Raw genomic sequence first — 18,398 nt, 5'->3', positions numbered from 1 at the left:
GTGGAGATTGTGACCCCAGAAGCGGTCTGTCAGGAAGAGCCAACCTTCCCGCTGACTGTTGGCAAATTTCTCCGTACGGAGGGTTGTCCGAGACGTTCTACGGTCAGGTCCAGGTTCGGTAGGGAGGTTCGGTGACCGTCGGTACTCATGCGCGGCGCCCGCGTACTCATGTCACAGGGGCGGCGAGCGCGGCGGTACGCCCTGTGCTGGAGGCGCCGCGAAGCCCCGCCCGGGTGCTGGCCGTCTTCCCCGCCGGGGTGTACGTGGAGGTCAGGACCGATCTTGAGCCGTCCGTGCTCGCCGTCATCACGGGCACGGCGACGCGGCTGCCCAACTCCGTGCTGCTGGCCGCCGAACTGCCGCACGTCACCGTGGGTGACGAGGCCGCCGTCGGTGACGGTTCCATCGAACTGGGACGGCTGAGCCTGCGGGCGCGCCGCTGGTGGGATCCCGCGCCGCCGCTCGGTCCTGTCGACCTGGTACGGCTCAGACAGGCCGCCCCTCACCTGGCCCCCGGCGAGCCGGGATTGGCGGGCAACGGCGCCATCGAACTCCTGGCCACAAGCTGCGCGAGCGGCCGGTTGCTGGGCATGGTGACGGCGGCCGAGCAGCTGGTCGGCCTCGGTCCGGGGCTGACGCCGAGCGGGGACGACGTGCTCGCCGGGCTGCTGGTGACGCTCAGGCACCTCGGCGCGGCGGCCGGGGCGGACCGGGCGGTGTGGCTGGCGGACTGGCTGGCCGCGACCGTGACGTACGACGCCCGCGCCCGTACGACGCCGATCTCGGCGACGCTCCTGCACTGCGCGGCCAGGGGCGAGGCGAGCCCCGAGGTGATCGCCGTGCTGCGCGGCATCGCCGGGCGGCAGGAGCTCGAACCGGCGCAGCAGCGGCTGCGGCGGCTCGGCCACACCTCCGGATCCGACCTGCTCCAGGGCATCTCCATCGGCCTGAACGCCGTCCTTGCCATGACCGAATCCCCGAGTCCGACCGAAAACGGGATCGGAACCCCGGTGAGCGTGCTCGGATGACCCGCGACGCGGTGCTGCTCCGCAAGGGCGTCTACCACGACTCGGTCACCCTCATGCGGGTGAGCCGCTCGCTGTCGGACCTGCCCGGCATGCAGGTGGCCATCGTCGCCATGGCCACGGAACTGAACCTCGGCCTAGCCCGCGACCTGGGCTTCGACCTGCCCCCCGCCGACCCCGGCGACCTGCTGGTCGCCCTGCGCGGCGACGGCGTGGACACCGCCGCCGGCGAGCTCGACCAGGCCCTGGCCCGGCTGTCCGCCTCCCGGACCCAGGCGGCCGACCAGCCCCCGCTCACCACCCGCTCGGCCGCCAAGGCCCCGGCCGATCTGGTGCTGGTGTCGGTCCCCGGCGAGCACGCCTTCTGCGAGGCGCTCGACGCGATCCACGCGGGCCTGCCCGTGATGATCTTCAGCGACGGCGTCCCGGTCGCCCAGGAACGGCGGCTCAAGCTGCTGGCCGAGGAGCGCGACGTGCTGGTCATGGGCCCCGACTGCGGCACCGCCGTGATCGCCGGCGCCGGGCTGGGCTTCGCCAACGTGCTCAGGCCGGGCCCGGTCGGCCTCGTCGCGGCCTCCGGCACCGGCGCCCAGCAGGTGACGTCCCTGCTCGACCAGGCGGGGGCCGGGGTGAGCCACGTGCTCGGCGTGGGCGGCAGGGACCTGTCGGCCGAGGTGGGCGGCCTGTCGACGATGCGGGCGCTGCGCATGCTGGACGACGACCCGGCCACCGAGCTGATCGTGCTCGTCTCCAAGCCGCCCGACCCGGCGGTGGCGCGGGCCGTACGGGACGTGGTGGAGACGCTGCGTACGCCGGTCGTCTCCGCGCTGCTCGGGGAGCGCGACCTGACGGCGGCGGCGGAGGAGGCGCTGCGCGCCCTCGGCAGGCCGGTCCCCGCATGGGAGTCGTGGCCCGGCTGGTCGCCCACGTCGACGTACACGAAGCTCAAGGGCATCTACTCGGGCGGCACGCTCTGCGCCGAGGCGAGGCTGATCGCCGGGTCGGGCGAGTTCACCGACTACGGCGACGACGCCTACACGCGGGGGCGGGCCCATCCGATGATCGACCCGACGCTGCGCCTGGAGGCCCTGGCCCAGGTGGAGCCGGGTGACGTGGTCCTGATGGACGTCGTGCTCGGCCACGGTGCCGACCCCGATCCGGCGGCCTCGCTCGCCTCGGCCATCGCCCACGTCACCGCCCGCACCGCCCACCACGCCCCCAGCCATGCGACCGGCCACGGGGCGGCCACCGTCATCGTCGCGCTCATCGGCACCGAGGGCGACCCGCAGGGCCTGCACCGGCAGGCCGCCGCATTCCGCGAGGCGGGCGCGACCGTCTTCACGTCCAACGCCCAAGCCGCCCGGCACGCCAGGAACCTCCTATGACCCTGCTCTCCGGCCCGCCCCACGTGATCACCGTCGGCGCCGGCCTCCTCCAGGAGTCGCTCGACGCGCAGGCCGTGCCCACGACCGCCGTCGCGTGGCGCCCGCCCCTGCCCGGCACCGCGGACGCGCTCGCCCGGGTGCTCGCCGACCCGCGCCTGCCCGCGGCCAACGAGCGCGCCGTCGGCCGCCTGACCTCGGCCCGCCCCCAGCTCGTCGGCGTACGGCGGGCGTCGGAGGTGCTCGCCCTGCCGGAGCTGATGTTCCTGCACGCGGGCCCGCCCATCGACTGGGAACGCGCGTCGGGCCCGATGCGCGGGGCCCTGATCGGCGCGATGCTGCTCGAGGAGTACGCCCACGACGTGCCGGCGGCCGAGCACCTGCTCGCCTCCGGGCGGGTGCGCCTGGAGCCCTGCCATCGGCACGCGACGGTCGGCCCGATGGCGGGCGTGGTGAGCCCGTCGATGTGGATGCTGGAGGTGCTCGACACCGAGCACGGCGGCACGGCGTACTGCTCGCTCAACGAGGGCCTGGGCAAGGTGCTGCGTTACGGCGCGTACGGGCCGGAGGTGCTCGACCGGCTGCACTGGATGGACCGGGTGCTCGGGCCCGTCCTTTCGGCGGCGATCGAGCTGAGCGGGCCGATCGACCTGCGCGCGCTGATCGCGCAGGCGCTGCAGATGGGCGACGAGCTGCACAACCGCAACCGCGCGGCCACCTCGCTGCTCCTGCGCGAGCTGGCCCCCTGGGTGGTCGAGGCCGCGGCCGGCAGCGCCGCCGAGGTGCTGCGCTTCGTCAACGGCAACGACCACTTCTTCCTGAACGCCGCCATGGCCGCGGGCAAGGTGAGCACCGACGCGGCCAGGGACGTGCCGGGCTCCTCGATGGTCGTCGCCATGGCCCGCAACGGCACCGATTTCGGGGTGCAGGTCTCGGGCCTGGGCGATCGGTGGTTCACCGGTCCGGCGGGCGTACCGGACGGGCTCTACCTCGGCGCGTACGGCCCGGCGGACGCCAACCCGGACATCGGCGACTCCACGATCACCGAGACGTCCGGCCTGGGCGGGTTCGCGATGGCGGCGTCCCCGGCCATCGTCCGCTTCGTCGGCGGCGAGGTGGCGGACGCGGTGGCGGCGACCCGATCCATGTACGAGATCACGCTGGCCGAGCACCCCGCCTATCAGATCCCGGGGCTCGGCTTCCGCGGCACGCCGGTCGGCATCGACCTCACGCTGGTGGCAAGGACCGGTGTGCTGCCCGTCGTCAACACGGGTATCGCGGGCCGCGTGGCGGGCACCGGTCAGGTCGGAGCGGGCCTGGTGAAACCGCCCGTAGAGGCATTCACCAGCGCATTGATGGCACTGGCCGACTGCGCTGATTGATCCATTTGATGGATGACATTTCCGCACGTCAAGGTATTAGTAAGAAGCGAGTTGGGTTCCCCTTGGCAATGACCTGCCTATATCGTGGCCAACGCTCATAATCTGGAAGTATGGCGGCGCGACGCTTGTGACCGATGAGGCTGGAGATTGGGGCGGGAACATGGCAGCCGACCGCTTGCTCAGCGGCCCCGGTGCGGAGGGAAACGCTTCACAGAGCCAAGGTCGTCTGATCGGCAGGCGTTACCGGTTGATGTCACCGGTCGGCCGAGGCGGCATGGGGATGGTGTGGCACGCGCATGACGTGCTGCTCGCCCGCGACGTGGCTGTCAAGGAGCTGATCCTGCCGTACGGGCTCGACCACGCGGGCCGGCAAGTGGCCCACCGGCGCATGCTGCGGGAGGCCAGGTCCGCCGCACGGCTGACCCACCCGGGCATCGTGACCGTGCACGACGTGGTCGAGGAGGACGGCCGGCCGTGGATCGTCATGGAGCTGGTCCGGGCCTGGTCCCTCGAACAGGCGGTCCGGCAGAGCGGACCGCTCCCGGTGATCCAGGCCGCGGAGATCGGCATCCGGGTGCTCGACGCGGTCAGGCACGCGCACGCGGCCGGGATCCTGCACCGTGACATCAAGCCGGGCAACGTCCTGCTCACCGCGGACCGCGTGGTCCTGACGGACTTCGGCATCGCCGCGATCGAGGGCGACGTCACGATCACGCAGACCGGGCTGCTCATGGGGTCGCCCGCCTACATCCCGCCGGAACGGCTGTCCGGGCAGTCGATCACCCAGGCGGCCGACCTGTGGTCGTTCGGGGCGACGATGTACGCCGCGGTCGAGGGGCGCCCGCCGTACGAGGGGCCGGACCCGATCGCCGTGCTGGGCGCGGTCCTCACGCAGGAACCGGTCACGCCGCAGCGGGCGGGCGCGCTGGCGCCGGTGATCGAGGGCCTGCTGCGCAAGAACCCGGCCGAACGCCTCACCGCCGAACAGGTCAGCGACATGCTGGAACGGGTCCTGCACGCGCACGGCTCGGTCCGCCCCCGCCCCGCCGAGTCCGCGCGGTCCCTGCCGACGCAGACGGACTCGACGCCGGCCGAGTTGCTGCCGCCGCTGGACGCGCCGTCCGGGCCGATGCCGTCGCGGATCGTGGAGACGCCCTCGGGGCCGGTACGAGTGCCGTACGACCCGCTGAACAGCCCGTCGGGCGGGTACTCCATGCCGTACGACAGCATGTCCAGCCCGTCCGGCAGCCACCGCACGGACGCGCTGCCCCCGGCGGCCGGGTTCGACGCGTTCACCAGCCCGTCGGGCTCGCACCGGATACCGGAGGCCGGCCCCGGGCAGAGTGGCCCGGCCGGGCCGTCAGTGGTACGCCCGTTCACCGGCGGCCAGTCAGGACCGCCGAGCGGGCACCCGTCGCGGGACTTCCCGTCCCAGGGCTTCCCGTCGCAGGACTTCGCCTCCCAGGACTACGCGTCCCAAGGCTTCGCCTCGCAGGACTACGCGTCGCAGGGCTTCCCGTCACAGGACTACGCGTCAGGCGGGCAACCGTCGTCGCCGGGCTTTCCGCCAGGGGGGCCACCGTCGTCGCCTGGCTTCGCGTCCGGCGGGCCGCTCGGTGCACCGCCTTCGTCGCCGTCCGGTGCGCCGCCTTCGTTCGGCAGCCCATCGGGATCGCACCGGGTGCCCGACAGCACACCGTTCGGCGGCCCGTCGGGCCCGCGCCGCGCCTCGGAGTCCCGGGAATCGCGTGACCTCGGCCCGTCAGGACCGCAGCCGATCCTGCCCTTGACCAGCGACAGCCGCGCCGCCCCCTGGCCCCTGGCCTCGTCCGACCACCTGCGCGACCAGTCCATCGACCTGTCGCGCGACCTGACCCACAACCGCCTGGCCAACCTGCCCACCGCCTCACAACGCCTGACCAAGAGCAGGCGCAGAGTCGAGGACGAGGAGGGCGGCTGGCTCCGCGACGGCCGCCCCACCCCACGCCTGATCGTCACCGCCATCGCGGCACTCGGCGTGATCGTGGCCGTCGTCCTGTTCGTCCGCCCGGGTGACACGCCCGCACCGGTGGCGAGCACGGCGACCGCCATCGCGTCGCCGCCCGCCGCCACCGACGACCCCCTGACGGCGACCGTGCCCGACGGTTTCGGCGAGCAGACCCCACCCGGCTTCTCCGCCGCCGTGCCCAACGGCTGGAAGCTGACCGCGTCAGGCGGCGACGCCACGTTCACCGGTCCCAAGGACTCGGGCATGACGACCCGAGTCGAGCAGGCGACCCCGCAGCCGGACGGCGGCCTGTCGGAACTGACCCGCGAGGAGGCGGACGGCCGCGTCGACGGTTACATCCAGGTCCAGCTCCAGGCGACGCGGTATCGCGACTGGAAGGCGGCCGACTGGGAGTACACCTACACGCTGGCCAACGGCGTCCCCATGCACGCCCTGACCCGGTACGTCACGATGGACGACACCAACGCCTTCAAGATCATATTCACCATGCCCGAGCTCAAGTGGGACGACCAGGCCGAAACCCGCAAGGTCTTCTTCGACACCTTCCGCCAGACCACCTGACGACCCACCCACCGCGCCATGAGCGCGGGCGGGTGGGTCGTGCGGCCGAGATCCGAACGGTCAGCGCACGCCGAGGGCGCGGTCGAGGAAGTCGCGGACCGTCGTGGCCAGTTCGGCGCGGTGGTCGGACAGGGCGTGGTCGGTGGCCCATTCATGGTGTTCGAGCGCCGCCCCCGCGTACGCGGGCACCAGCGGCCGGTGGTGCACTTCGGCGGGCGTCACGGGGTCGAGTCCGGTCCCGATGAGCATCACCGGGCGTCCGGCGAACGCGGGTGCCAGCGAGGCCAGGCTCCACCGCTCCCCCGCGGCCTCCATCTCGGCCACCAGCGCCGCACCACTGGTGCCGGTGAGCGGGAGCAGCTCGCCGTCGAACGCCTCGACGTACTCCCGCCGCCCCTCGGCGTCGAGCCCGCGGGAGACCGTACCGAAGTCGAAGGCGGACACCGACACGGTGGCCGCGATGCCCGGATCGGCGGCGGCCGTCATCAGCGCGACGAACCCCCCGAAACTATGTCCGACCACGGCGACCCGCTCCGGGTCGAGCCGGTGCTCCGCCGCGAACGGCTTCTCCCGCACGGCCGCCACCACCCGCGCCGCGTCCGCCAGGCCGTTCCCCCACGACCAGTCCCCGCCGACTCCCCAGGAGCCCCGGTAGTGGAAGACCAGGCTGGCGTACCCGGCCCGGCGCAGCGCCTGGGCGAGATCGAAGTTGCGCTCATTGCCGGGAAAACCGTGCAGCAGCACCGCCACCGGATGCGGCCCCTCGCCCGCCGGCAGGTGCAGCACCCCCAGCAGCGGCACCCCGTCACTGTCGAACGTCACCCCAGGTGTGGCAGCTCTCATAAGGCTCTCCTCTCTCGGAACGATCAGTACGCTAACAGCCGCCCGACGACCCACCCCCAGAACCACCTCATTCCACCGCAGGTGAGCGTCGGGTACCGTCGGCCGCATGAAGCTGGCGAGCATCCACTTTTATCCCGTCAAGTCGACGAGTGGACATGCCGTACGAGAGGCCGAGGTCCAGCCTTGGGGCCTGGCCGGTGACCGGCGCTACCTCATCCTCGACGAGCACGGCGAGATACTGACCGCCCGTGAGATCCCCCGGTTGCTGATGTGCCTGCCGGAGTTGGACGGCGAGACGCTCACGCTCACCGGCCCGCACGCCGCGCCGCTGCGGGTCACCCCCACCTCCACGCGTTCCTTGATCAACATGCGGAACACGCCGCTGGAGCTGACCGACTGCGGTGACGACGCCGCCGCGTGGCTGACCGCGCTGATCGACCGCCCCGCCCGGCTGGCCTGGCAGGACGACCCGACCCGCCGTCCTGTCGATCCCGAGTACGGCCGGCCGGACGACCGGGTCAGCCTGGCCGACGCGTACCCGCTGCTGCTCACGTCCACGGCCTCGCTGGCACAGCTCAACGACTGGATCGCGGAGACGGCGGTCGAGCGCGGCGAGGAGCTGCCCGCGCCGCTGCCCATGAGCAGGTTCCGGCCGAACGTGGTCGTGGACGGCGCGGAGACCGCCTTCGCCGAGGACGGATGGAAGCGGATCCGCATCGGCGACACGGAGTTCCGGGCGGTCAAGAGCTGCGACCGATGCGTGCTGACCACCGTCGACACCCGCACCTACACCAAGGGCAAGGAGCCCATCCGCACCCTGGCCAAGCACCGCCGGTGGGACGGCAAGGTCTGGTTCGGCATGAACCTCATCCCGGAGGCTCCGGGACGGATCACCCAGGGCGATCCGGTATCGGTCCTTTGAACCTGGCGTCTCCGAAACGGGCGGCACCTCAGGCGACGGGCGATCGAGCACCCGAAAGCATCCTGCAAATGGTTGAATACCGCTACGTGGGGTGATTTGGGCCTTTGGGGGGATCTCGGGGGCTATGCGAGACTTCACAAGTGACCAGCGCCCCTATTAAGCCCTATATTTCGTCCCCTGACCGGATCCGGGTCGTCCAGCGGCGCACTCTCGCGATCCTGTCCGCCGCGCAAATAGTGGGTGGTGTAGGCGTCGCCGTCGGCCTGGCCCTGAGTTCGGTCGTCGTCGACGAGCTCTCCGGCTCCACCGTGATCAGCGGCTTCGCGGGCACCGCGACCGTCCTCGGCGCGGCCCTGCTGGCGCTGCCGACCGCCAAGGCGTCCGGCCGGGGCGGCCGGCGGGTGGGCCTGACGCTGGCGTACGTGGCCGCGCTGGCGGGCTGCGCGTTATCGGTCGGCGCCATCAGCCTCCGCAACTGGCCGCTGCTGCTGGCCGGGCTGGTCCTGGTGGGCGGCGGCAGCGCGGGCAACCTGGCGGCCCGCTACTCGGCGACCGACCTGTCACCGTCGGGGCACGCCGCCAGGCACCTGTCCCTGGTCGTCTGGGCCGCCACCATCGGCTCCGTCGCCGGCCCGAACCTGGCCAAGCCCGCCGACCAGATCGGCATGTCCGCGGGCCTGGTGGAGAAGGCCGGGCCGTTCGCGTTCGCGGCGCTGGCGTTCGCGCTGGCGATGCTCATCATCCTGGTGGGCCTGCGCCCGGACCCGCTCAAACTGGCCCGCGAGCTGAACGGCACGCAGCCCCCCGCCCCCGGCCGGAACCGGACGATCAGGAACGCCTGGACGACCCTGCGCACCACCCCCATGGCCCGCAAGGCCCTGGTCATGATCGCGATCAGCCACACCGCGATGGTGTCGGTCATGTCGATGACCCCGGTCAAACTCCACCACGACGGCTCGAACCTGGACGTCATCGGCCTGGTGATCAGCCTGCACATCGCCGGGATGTACGTCATGTCGCCGGTGGTGGGCTGGCTGGCCGACAAAGCGGGCAAGGTGCCGGTGCTGCTGCTCGGCATGGCGCTGCTGCTCAGCGCCGCCGTTCTGGCGGGTACGGCCGGGCACCGCGTCTGGCAGGTGACAACCGCGCTGGTCCTGCTCGGCCTCGGCTGGTCGTGCGGCCTGGTGGCGGGGTCGGCGCTGGTCTCCGAGTCGGTGCCGGTCGGGAGCCGTCCCGCCGTGCAGGGATTGTCCGACCTGCTGATGAACGTGTGCGGCGCCACCGGCACGATCGTCGCGGGCGCGATCGTGGGCGGGCTGTCGTACGGGGTGCTCGGGCTGGTGGTGGGCGTGATGGTGACGCTGGCCGGAGTCTGGCTGGCGATCACCTGGCACCGCGCGAGCGGCGGCCCGCTGACGGCCTCGGAGACAGCCGCCACCTGACATCCGGGGAAGTCACCGTCCGGAGAACCACCTCACTTCGCGTCGGCGTAGCAGGCGACCGCGACCGCCTCCATCGGGAACCGCACCGGCGTCTGCCCGAACAGCAGCCGGCTGGCCTCGGCGGCCGACTCCGACACCGCGGCGATGACCTCTTCGGCCTGGCCGAGCGGGCAGTGCACCATGATCTCGTCGTGCTGGAAGAACACCAGCCGGGCCGGCCCGGACAGCCGCCCCCGCAGCACCGCCATCAGCACCAGCGCCCACTCGGCGGCGGTGGCCTGCACGACGAAGTTGCGGGTGAACCGCCCCCGATCGCGCGCCGCCCTGTTTCCCTCGGGCCCCGACACCAGCGACTTCCACCGGTCGGACGGCGGCGGGCTGGTGCGGCCGAGCCAGGAGCGCACCAGCCGCCCCTCCTCCCCCGCCTTGGCCGCGTCCTCGACGAACTGGTAGGCCTTGGGGAAGCGCTGCCGCATGACCGCCAGCAGCTTGGGCGCGTCACCGCTGGTGCCTCCGTACATGGCGGACAGCATCGCGATCTTGGCGTGGTCGCGCTCGCCCCCGAACGACTTGGCCAGCGCCGAGTAGAGATCGATCTCCCCCGCCGCCCGCGCCAGCCCGTTGTCTCCGGCCATCGCGGCCAGCACTCGTGGCTCGAGCTGGGCGGCGTCGGCGACGATCAGGGTCCAGCCGTCGTCGGCGACCACCACGCGGCGCATCACCTTGGGGATCTGCAGCGCGCCACCGCCGCTGGTGGCCCACCGCCCCGACACCACACCGGCCACCACGTACTCGGCACGGAAGCGCCCGTCGCGCACCCATTGGTCGGCCCACACCCACCCGTGGAAGCTGTAGAGCCTGGCCAGCTCCTTGTAGGCGAGCAGCGGCGCGACAGCCGGATGATCGAGCTGCTTGAGCTCCTCCGACCGGGTGGTCTTGAGCGCGACGCCCGCGCCCTTGAACGCCTTGACCAGTTGCTGCACCGAGTCGGGATTGACCGGATGGCCGAACGCCGCGGCCACCTCGTCGGCCAGCGCCTGGAGCTTGGCCGGGCGCATGCCGTGCACCGGGCGCGGCCCGAGCAGGTCGGTGAGCAGGGCGTCGTGCACGTCCTGGCGCCACGGCATGCCGTCGTGGCCCATCTCGGCGGCGATCAGCGCGCCCGCCGACTCGGCCGCCACCAGCAGCCGGAACCGCCCCGGGTCCGGCAGCGCCTCGATCCGGCGCAACTGGTCGGCCAGCACCTCCGCCACCGCCTCCGCGCCGAGCGGCTCGGGCGCGAACAGGGTGTCGGGCATGTTGGGCTGCTCGTCGGGCACCGGCAGGCCGTGCAGCCTGGCGTGGGCGGCCTTGGCCGAGCGCGGTTGCCCGTAGCGTCCCTCATGAGCGAGCAGCAGGCCCTCGGTGAGGGCCAGGTCGTGACAGCGTGACACCCGCACGCCGCCGCGCAGCAGGGGCGGATAGGCCTCGTGCGTGTCCGCCCAGACCCAGCGCGGCCGCTCGGCTTCGAGCTCTCGTACGGCCCGCTCCAGGTCGTCGACCTGACGAGCCGGTCCGCCGATCGGGAGGATCGTCCGGTCTGTCACCACTACGTGCACGCCGTCCAGCCTGCCAGGCGGCTACGACAAACTGATGTGCACCTCGTCCTCCATCGGCGGGTCCACCTCCTGCGGCAGGCAGCCGGTGGCGGCGAAGCAGCGCACCTTGAGCAGGTCGGGCGTGACCGAAAGGTGCAGGAACTGCTTGAAGAACGGTGGTGTGTCCCAGTCGGAGAGCTCGGAGAGGTACCGGTGGAAGACCGTGCCCACGGGCAGCCGGAAGGGCATCGGCCAGGCCCCGAGCAGCCGGGCCGCCCACCTCATCCGGCGGGTGATCGTGACGAGCCCCGCGACGGGCCGGACCGGGGTGTTGTTGATCTGCTCCGCCATGATGCAGGCGGCCTCGGCCGGGGTGAGGTAGATCCACTTCATCCGGAGCCGCTTCGCGTACAGCTGGCTGTAGAACGACAGCGAGTCGCCACGCAGTGGATAGCACTTGAAGTCGTCCTCGTGCACGCCCGCCACGTCCACCCGGCGGGTGGTGTGGGTGGCGTGCATGAACGCGCCCCCGCCGCCGGAGACGATGTACTGGATCACCCGGTCGCCCACTCTGACGGGGTAGCGCTGGTAGTTGTGCACGTCGCCGCCGATGGCGGCCACGTAGCGGTGTTCGGGGGCGCGGATGATGTCGTCGATCGTGCCGCCGCCCTCCAGCGGGGACGGCTTGTAGTCGTTGCGCGTGTAGATCGGCTTGCCGGTGACGAGGATCTTCGGGCGCGGGTCCAGGGAGACGCGGCGCAGCCACTCGGTCTGCTGCCGATCGATCCCCCCTTGGATGCCGGTGTCGACGCCCACGATGAGCAGGCTGGGGGTCTCGATCACCCAGTACGGTCCCGGCTGCGCGGCCTGCTGCGACGGCCGCTCCCTGAACCGGCGGGCCTCGGCCAGGCGCCGCTCGTCGATCGAGTCCGACTTGCGCCAGAGCAGGGCGCGTAGCCCGAACTCCCGCTTGGGCTTGAGCTGCGGGGCGTCGCAGAACACACGCATGAAGCCGCCGAGCCCGTCGTACCAGTCGTGGTTGCCAGGGATCGCGTAGATCGGAGCGTCATAGTCCTTGTACGGGCGGAAGAACTTGTTCTCGTACTCGTTGCCGGACCCGGCTGGATACAGCACGTCGCTGGCGATGACGGCGAAGGAGGTGCCTTCGCCCACCTTGAGCAGGCCGGGCACGACCGCGTACTGGGAGGCGTCGCCCTCACCCGTGTCGCCGAGCAGCAGGAAGCTGAAGCTCTCCCCCACCTCGGGCCGGACGCGGAAGTCCGGGTCGGCGCCCCGGGCCTCCTGCTCGGCCACCCATCTGCGGCGCACCTGCCCCGACGGGTCGCCTAAGAGCCCGGCGACGATCTGGTTGCGCGAGTGCCACAGCGTGCGCGGGCTGAACCAGGTGAACCCCTTCGTGTCCGGTCTCAGCTCGTTGAACGTACCGATCCGCCGGCACGCCCACCCCGCGCCTTCCTCCGACACCCGGGAGGAGAGCTGCTTTCCACGCTCAGCCGCGACTTCCACCATGACCACATCTTTACCGCGATCTTCCCCATGTCGCACGCTCTTCCCCAAGCACATCCGGAACGCAGCGTGCCGTCGGGAACACAATCGGTTCGTGATGGTGTAACCTCACGCCCCAAGCAAGCGGTTCGTCGCCGCCGAGGGGGGCTGCCATGGCCCGGAACGGTTCGGACGACGCCACCCGGAAAGGCACCACGGGGGTGGCCGCCGTCGAGGGACTGCTGGCGTACGCCGGCAGACGGTCACGCTGGGGCGGGGGCGCGCTCAGCAGGGTCCATGAGGCGATCGGGCTCAGCCGGGAGCTGGTCGCCGCGGACCCCGGCGAGCACTCCGTGCTCCTCGCCCGCTGCCTGCAGGCCGCCACCAAGCTGCTGCTGCTGCGCGGCCGGGGCCCGGAGGCGCTGCCTCTCGCCCAGGAGGCCGTCGAGCTCTGCCGTCTGTCGGGTGGCGCGCCGCTGATCGTCGCGCTGGCCTGCCTGTCGGACGTCTACGAGGCCCTCCAGCAGTACGGCGACGCGGCGGCGGCCATGACGGAGGCCGCGGCGGTCGACCCACCCGACTGACCCCCGCCCGGAGGCTCAGGGGATCAGGATGCCCGGGTTCAGGATGCCCGCGGGGTCGAGCCGGGACTTGACCGCCCGCAGGATGTCCACGCCCACCGGTCCCAGCTCCGCCGCGTACGCCTCGCGGTGGTCGCGGCCGACGCCGTGGTGGTGCGAGATCGTGCCGCCCGCCGCCACGATGGCCGCGTTGACCGCCTCCTTGGCCCGCTCCCACTGCTCCACCGGGTCCCCCTTCTGGGCGGTGACGACGGTGAAGTACAGCGAGGCCCCGGTCTCGTACACGTGCGAGATGTGGCACATGACCAGCGGCGACTCCAGCGCCCCGAGCAGCGCCAGCCGTACCGCGTCGTACAGGCGCGGCAGCGCGGACCAGAACCCGGCCGTCTCCACGGTCTCCACCGTCGCGCCGACGGCCAGCAGCGAGTCGCGCAGGTACGGCGCCGAGAACCGGCCGTGCTCCCACGCCTGTCCTGGCTCGATCCCGAGCGGCACCCCGCCCATCCGCGCCAGCACCGCCCCCGCCCCGGCCCCGCGCCCCTCGACCGACGTCGCGGACGAAGCTGGCGAACCCTCCGATGCCGCCGCTCCCTCGTAGCCCGCGATCACCAGGCAGCCGGAGTCACCGCCCCCGATGGCGTCCGGCCGGGCCAGCCCGATCATGGTCTCCGTCTCGTCCGAGAGCCGCAGCACCGTCGGCAGCGGCCCTTCCTGCGCCAGTACCCGCAGCGCGGCCGTCCCCTCCCGGAACGACCCGAAGCGCCACCCTTCGTACACCCGCCGCTGGGGCACCCGCCGCACCCGCAGCCGCAGTGCCGTGATCACGCCGAACGCCCCCTCCGACCCCAGCAGGAGCTGCCGCAGATCGGGCCCGGCCGCCGACTTCGGCGCGCGCCCCAGGGACAGGTCGCCGGAGGGCGTGGCGACGGTCAGCCCTACCACCATGTCGTCGAACCGCCCGTACCCCGCCGAAGCCTGCCCGCTGGACCGGGCCGCCGCGAACCCGCCCAGCGTGGCGTACTCGAACGACTGCGGGAAATGCCCCAGGGTCAGCCCGTGCCGTTCGAGCAGCCGCTCGGCCTCGGGCGCCCGGAGCCCGGGCTCGACGGTGACGACCATCGACTCGGCGTCGACCGAGACGAGCCGGTCGAGCCGGGCCAGGTCCAGCGCCACCACCCCGGCGAAGCCGGACCGGGCCGCCGCCAGGCCGCCCACCACGGACGTGCCGCCGCCGAAGGGCACCACCGCGATCCGCTCGGCGGTGCACAGCCGCAGCAGCGCGGCCACCTCGTCGTGCGACCCGGGCAGCACCACGGCGTCGGGCGCGTCCGAGCCGTCTCCCGCGCGCATCCGCAGCAGGTCGGGCGTCGACTTGCCGCGCGTGTGCCCGATCCGGGCCGCGCGCGAGGTCAGCACGTGCTCGTGGCCCACCACCTCGGCCACGGCGGCCAGGCGCGCGGGCGAGAGCGCGACCGGGGCCAGCCGTACGGACGCGAATGAGGCGGCGGGCGCGGCCGGCTCGCGCACGCCCAGCAGGTCGTGGAGCAGCTCGCGGAGTTGCGGGGGCAGCTCACGGGCTTTGGCGGGGTCGCCCCAGCCCGACCAGAGCATGGGTTCGTTCAGCACGTCTACACTGTGACATATGACGTCGATTCGTCACAATGACGGCGTGCTGGACGCGGCCCGCGACTGCGTGCTCGCCTATGGGGTGCGGCGCACCACGCTCACCGACGTGGCGCGCCGGGCGGGGGTGTCCCGGATGACGCTCTATCGCCGCTGGCCCGACGTGCGGAGCCTGGTCGCCGACGTGATGACGCGGGAGTGGGTGCTGGCGGTCACGGATCTCGACATGTCGGACCCGGTGGCGGCGGTCGTCGAAGGGGTACGACGGCTGCGTGGGCATCCGCTCTGGCGCAAGATCGTGGAAGCGGACCCGGAGCTGCTCCTGCCGTACCTGCTGGATCGGCGCGGCGCCACCCACGAGGCGGTGCTGGCCGTGCTCGAAGACGTCGTCGGCGACCGCCGCAAGGCCAGGGCGGTGCTGCTCGTGGCGCAGTCGTTCCTGCTGTCGGCGCCCACCATGCTCGACCCCGTGACGCTCGACGAACTCGACGCCGAACTCGCCACCCTGCTGGAGGCCTACCTTGGATAGCTCGCTCAACGCGCCGCGAAGGGCCCGCGAGCTGGCCGTGATCGCGGAGGAAACCGTCGACGTGCTGGTCGTGGGTCTGGGCGCGACAGGTGCGGGCGCGGCGCTCGACGCCGCTTCGCGTGGTCTCAGCGTAGCGGCGATCGACGCGCACGACCTGGCTTTCGGCACGTCGCGATGGAGTTCCAAGCTCATTCACGGCGGACTGCGCTACCTCGCCAAAGGCCAGGTGGGCATCGCCCGCGAAAGCGCCGTCGAGCGCGGCATCCTGCTGCGGCGTACGGCTCCGCACCTGGTCAAGGCGCACCCGTACGTGCTGCCGCTGACGCCGGAGGTCTCCAGGCCCCGGGCGAAGCTGCTGATGACCGGCTACCGGCTCGGCGACGCGCTGCGCGCCACCGCCCTCACACCGCGCCGGCTGCTGCCCGGCCCATCCCGGCTGACGGCCGCCCGGGCGCACACGCTCGCGCCCATGCTGAGCGAGCGCGGCCTGCGGGGCGGGCTGCTGTCCTGGGACGGCCGCGTGCTCGACGACGCCCGGCTGGTCGTCGCCTTGGCCAGGACGGCGGCGGCGCACGGGGCGCGGATCCTGACCCGTTGCCGCGCCCTGGAGCTGACCGGCGAGGGCGCCAAGGTCCGTGACGAGCTGACCGGCGCGGAGTTCGGGATCCGGGCCAGGACGGTGATCAACGCGGCGGGCGTGTGGGCGGGCCTGCTGGATCCGCAGGTGGAACTGCGCCCGTCACGCGGCACGCACCTCGTGCTCCGCCCCGGGACCCTGCCGGGCCTCCTGTCCGGGCTGCACATCCCGATACCCGGAGAGAGCAACCGATTCGCGCTCGTTCTCCCCCAAGCCGACGGCCGCGTGTACGTGGGCCTGACCGACGAACCCCTCGACGGCCCCGTCCCCGACGTGCCCGAGGCGCCCGAGGAGGACATCAGGGCGCTCCTGAGCGTGCTCAACACGGTTCTGGCGGCACCGGTGGCCCGCGAGGCCGTCGCGGGCGCCTACGCGGGGCTCAGGCCGCTCCTGGCGGCGGACGGGCGGACGTCCGACGTCTCCCGGAAGCACGCCGTGTTCGCGGATGGAGGACTCATCACGGTCGTGGGCGGCAAGCTCACGACATACCGGCGGATGGCGGAGGACGCGGTGGATCGAGCGATCTCGGCGCGGAACCTCCAGGCGGGCCCCAGCCGCACCACCTCGATCCCGCTCGTCGGGGCTGTCCAGAATCATGCCTTCGTGAAGCCGCGCGCCGGGGCGGACCGCACGCCCGAGCGGCTGGTCGCCCGCTACGGCTTCGAGGCGGCGGCCGTGCACGAGCTCGTCAAGGCGCACCCCGAAGAGGTCTGTCTCGGCATCACCATGGGCGAGCTGCGGTGGTCCGTCGCCCACGAGGGCGCTCTCGACGCGGACGACCTGCTCGACCGCAGGACCAGGATCGGGCTCGTCCCCGAGGACAGGACGGCGGCGCTGCCGGCCGCCCGGGCGGCGTTTGCCGGATAACACGTTTACCCCCTCACCGTTAGGTTAGTCTTACCTAATTCGCGAATGAGGGAGGAAGGCGTTGACCAGGGCCTGCGAGCATCCGGACGGCTCCCACACCGGCGCTGTGCCGAATCTGGCCAGCGCCACCGTGGGAGCCCGGCTGTGGCTACTCGTCGAGCACGACGGGCCGTGGCCGTCGCATCTGGAAAGCTTCGAGCTTCCTGAGAGAATCTCGAAACTCGTGCAGCGCGCCATGGAACGTGGCATCCGGCCCCAGCTCATCCGCCGCCCCGGCCGGCGAGCCCGCCCGCAGGAGCAGGACCTGCGTGTGCTAGTGGGCTACGCCATAGGCCCTAACCCCTGGCTGGCCAGCGGAGTCATCGCAGGTCCCGAAGATCTTGACCTCGACGCGCTGGTGGCCGGAGTGGTCCCGGAGTCCTGCATACTTGAAGACGAGCCGGTATTTCTGGTCTGCACGCACGCCAAGCGCAATGCGTGTTGTGCCCGCATTGGACTACCCCTCGCTCGGACACTGGCCGAAAACTGGCCGGAGAGAGTGTGGGAAACGTCACACGTTGGCGGCGATCGTTACGCCGCCAACCTCGTGTGCTTGCCACACGGAATTTTCTACGGCAGCATGTCTCAGGCTGCTGCGATCGCAGCGGCTAACGCGTACCGGTCGGGCGAGATCATTCTCGACCGTTACCGGGGACGCGCAGGCATCCCTGAGCCATTGCAAGCCGTCGAGCACTTCGCCCGAGCCCATACGGGAGAGCGTTCTGTCGGCGCAGTGGCCGTGGAATCCTCCAGGTCGGACGGCGACGTCACCGAAGCCATCGTGCGCTGCGGCGACGTCCGGTTCCAGGTTGTGGTTGAGCCATCGGTGCTCCAAGCGCCGTGTGGTACGGCTTGCGCCGAGAAGATCACCTCCTACCGGCTGGTTTCGCTGGACAGGCTCACGCCTGTGCGGTACGCCACGCCCGCGCTTACCTGATCACGGGAACATCACGGCCTACCTTTGCGTTGGAACAGTGACGCCGAAAGCGTCCAATGCGGCTCAATTACTGAAATACCTCTCACGAAGGTGGTTTTCTCATGTCTCAGGTACGTCGGCAGCTCGCCCGCCCGCGCCCCAGCTGGGGTTGGCAGGATGATGCCGCGTGCCGGGGTGAGGACCTCGTGCTCTTCTTCGGCCCCGATGGGGAGCGGCAGCCCGAGCGTGACGTGCGCGAGCGGAAGGCCAAGGCGATCTGCGCCCAGTGCCCTGTCCGCAACGAGTGCCTGGACTACGCGCTGTCCCGTCCGGAGAAGTACGGCACGTGGGGTGGCCTGAACGAGGACGAGCGCGCTTCCGAGCGTCGCCGTCGCATGCGCCGCGCGGCCAGCGCCGGCATCTCCGCCGCCTGACTCCACCCGGCAGCGTCCGTGATCACCGCGTGATCACGCAGTTGTCCCGATGAGCCGGAGCCTGGCCCGCCACGTCCAGGCTCCGGTGAACCCGGTCGGGGCAACTGCTTGATCAAGCACCAGC

15 protein-coding genes are annotated in these 18,398 nt (G+C 71.9%); 11 read left to right on the top strand and 4 right to left on the bottom strand.

All coding sequences use genetic code 11. The annotated features are described in order from the left end of the window. Positions 1-131 precede the first annotated feature (131 nt). The 4 genes from KLK06_RS62310 to KLK06_RS14960 all read left to right on the top strand — a co-directional run bounded on the left by KLK06_RS62310 (position 132) and on the right by KLK06_RS14960 (position 6,358). Entirely contained in the window at positions 132-1,028 is an 897-nt protein-coding gene (locus tag KLK06_RS62310; protein WP_214636019.1) for a DUF2877 domain-containing protein, read from the top strand. Continuing rightward, a complete protein-coding gene (locus KLK06_RS14970; RefSeq protein WP_214636018.1) occupies positions 1,025-2,410 on the top strand; it encodes an FdrA family protein in 1,386 nt (461 codons plus the stop codon). The genes KLK06_RS62310 and KLK06_RS14970 overlap by 4 nt, the downstream gene beginning before the upstream one ends. Next, on the top strand, positions 2,407-3,789 hold the full coding sequence (locus KLK06_RS14965) for a DUF1116 domain-containing protein (protein WP_214636017.1): 1,383 nt from the start codon (positions 2,407-2,409) through the stop codon (positions 3,787-3,789). The genes KLK06_RS14970 and KLK06_RS14965 overlap by 4 nt, the downstream gene beginning before the upstream one ends. 160 nt (positions 3,790-3,949) lie before the next feature. Further along, positions 3,950-6,358, top strand: coding sequence for a protein kinase (locus KLK06_RS14960; protein WP_308168255.1), 2,409 nt, complete (start codon positions 3,950-3,952; stop codon positions 6,356-6,358). Between the two features lie 60 nt (positions 6,359-6,418). Here the strand turns inward: KLK06_RS14960 and KLK06_RS14955 are convergent, their stop codons facing one another. Continuing rightward, complete coding sequence (locus KLK06_RS14955) at positions 6,419-7,201, bottom strand: S9 family peptidase (protein ID WP_214636015.1); 783 nt, start codon at positions 7,199-7,201, stop codon at positions 6,419-6,421. Positions 7,202-7,307: 106 nt separating this feature from the next. Here KLK06_RS14955 and KLK06_RS14950 point away from each other — a divergent pair, with 106 nt between their 5' ends. Both KLK06_RS14950 and KLK06_RS14945 read left to right on the top strand, forming a co-directional pair. After that, complete coding sequence (locus KLK06_RS14950) at positions 7,308-8,123, top strand: MOSC domain-containing protein (RefSeq protein WP_214636014.1); 816 nt, start codon at positions 7,308-7,310, stop codon at positions 8,121-8,123. 140 nt (positions 8,124-8,263) lie between these two features. Further along, the gene (locus KLK06_RS14945; protein WP_308168254.1) at positions 8,264-9,565 is read left to right on the top strand and encodes an MFS transporter; all 1,302 of its coding nucleotides are present in this window, start codon (positions 8,264-8,266) and stop codon (positions 9,563-9,565) included. A 32-nt stretch (positions 9,566-9,597) separates the two neighbouring features. On the opposite strand, the gene KLK06_RS14940 is transcribed toward KLK06_RS14945, so the two are convergent. Both KLK06_RS14940 and KLK06_RS14935 read right to left on the bottom strand, forming a co-directional pair. Next, positions 9,598-11,163 (bottom strand): bifunctional 3'-5' exonuclease/DNA polymerase, encoded by a 1,566-nt coding sequence (locus KLK06_RS14940; protein WP_214636013.1) that lies wholly within the window; start codon positions 11,161-11,163, stop codon positions 9,598-9,600. A 21-nt stretch (positions 11,164-11,184) separates the two neighbouring features. Then, positions 11,185-12,672 (bottom strand): metallophosphoesterase, encoded by a 1,488-nt coding sequence (locus KLK06_RS14935; protein ID WP_214636012.1) that lies wholly within the window; start codon positions 12,670-12,672, stop codon positions 11,185-11,187. Between the two features lie 149 nt (positions 12,673-12,821). Here KLK06_RS14935 and KLK06_RS14930 point away from each other — a divergent pair, with 149 nt between their 5' ends. After that, positions 12,822-13,232, top strand: a complete 411-nt coding sequence (locus tag KLK06_RS14930) for a hypothetical protein (RefSeq protein WP_214636011.1) — start codon at positions 12,822-12,824, stop codon at positions 13,230-13,232. Positions 13,233-13,247: 15 nt separating this feature from the next. Here the strand turns inward: KLK06_RS14930 and KLK06_RS14925 are convergent, their stop codons facing one another. After that, entirely contained in the window at positions 13,248-14,840 is a 1,593-nt protein-coding gene (locus tag KLK06_RS14925) for an FAD-binding oxidoreductase (RefSeq protein WP_214636193.1), read from the bottom strand. Between the two features lie 31 nt (positions 14,841-14,871). Here KLK06_RS14925 and KLK06_RS14920 point away from each other — a divergent pair, with 31 nt between their 5' ends. The 4 genes from KLK06_RS14920 (at position 14,872) to KLK06_RS14905 (ending at position 18,274) form a co-directional block, all read left to right on the top strand. Further along, positions 14,872-15,381, top strand: a complete 510-nt coding sequence (locus tag KLK06_RS14920) for a TetR/AcrR family transcriptional regulator (protein WP_214636010.1) — start codon at positions 14,872-14,874, stop codon at positions 15,379-15,381. Further along, the gene (locus tag KLK06_RS14915; RefSeq protein ID WP_214636009.1) at positions 15,374-16,885 is read left to right on the top strand and encodes a glycerol-3-phosphate dehydrogenase/oxidase; all 1,512 of its coding nucleotides are present in this window, start codon (positions 15,374-15,376) and stop codon (positions 16,883-16,885) included. Before KLK06_RS14920 ends, KLK06_RS14915 begins: the two co-directional genes overlap by 8 nt. A gap of 61 nt (positions 16,886-16,946) precedes the next feature. Continuing rightward, on the top strand, positions 16,947-17,861 hold the full coding sequence (locus KLK06_RS14910) for a sucrase ferredoxin (RefSeq protein ID WP_214636008.1): 915 nt from the start codon (positions 16,947-16,949) through the stop codon (positions 17,859-17,861). Between the two features lie 101 nt (positions 17,862-17,962). Further along, a complete protein-coding gene (locus KLK06_RS14905) occupies positions 17,963-18,274 on the top strand; it encodes a WhiB family transcriptional regulator (protein ID WP_080036407.1) in 312 nt (103 codons plus the stop codon). Positions 18,275-18,398 lie beyond the last annotated feature (124 nt).

This window comes from Nonomuraea sp. NEAU-A123, assembly GCF_018603905.1.
Taxonomy (GTDB): Bacteria; Actinomycetota; Actinomycetes; order Streptosporangiales; family Streptosporangiaceae; genus Nonomuraea.
The sequence above is the reverse complement of the archived record's forward strand: the minus strand, read 5'-3'. Positions and strand labels throughout refer to the sequence as shown.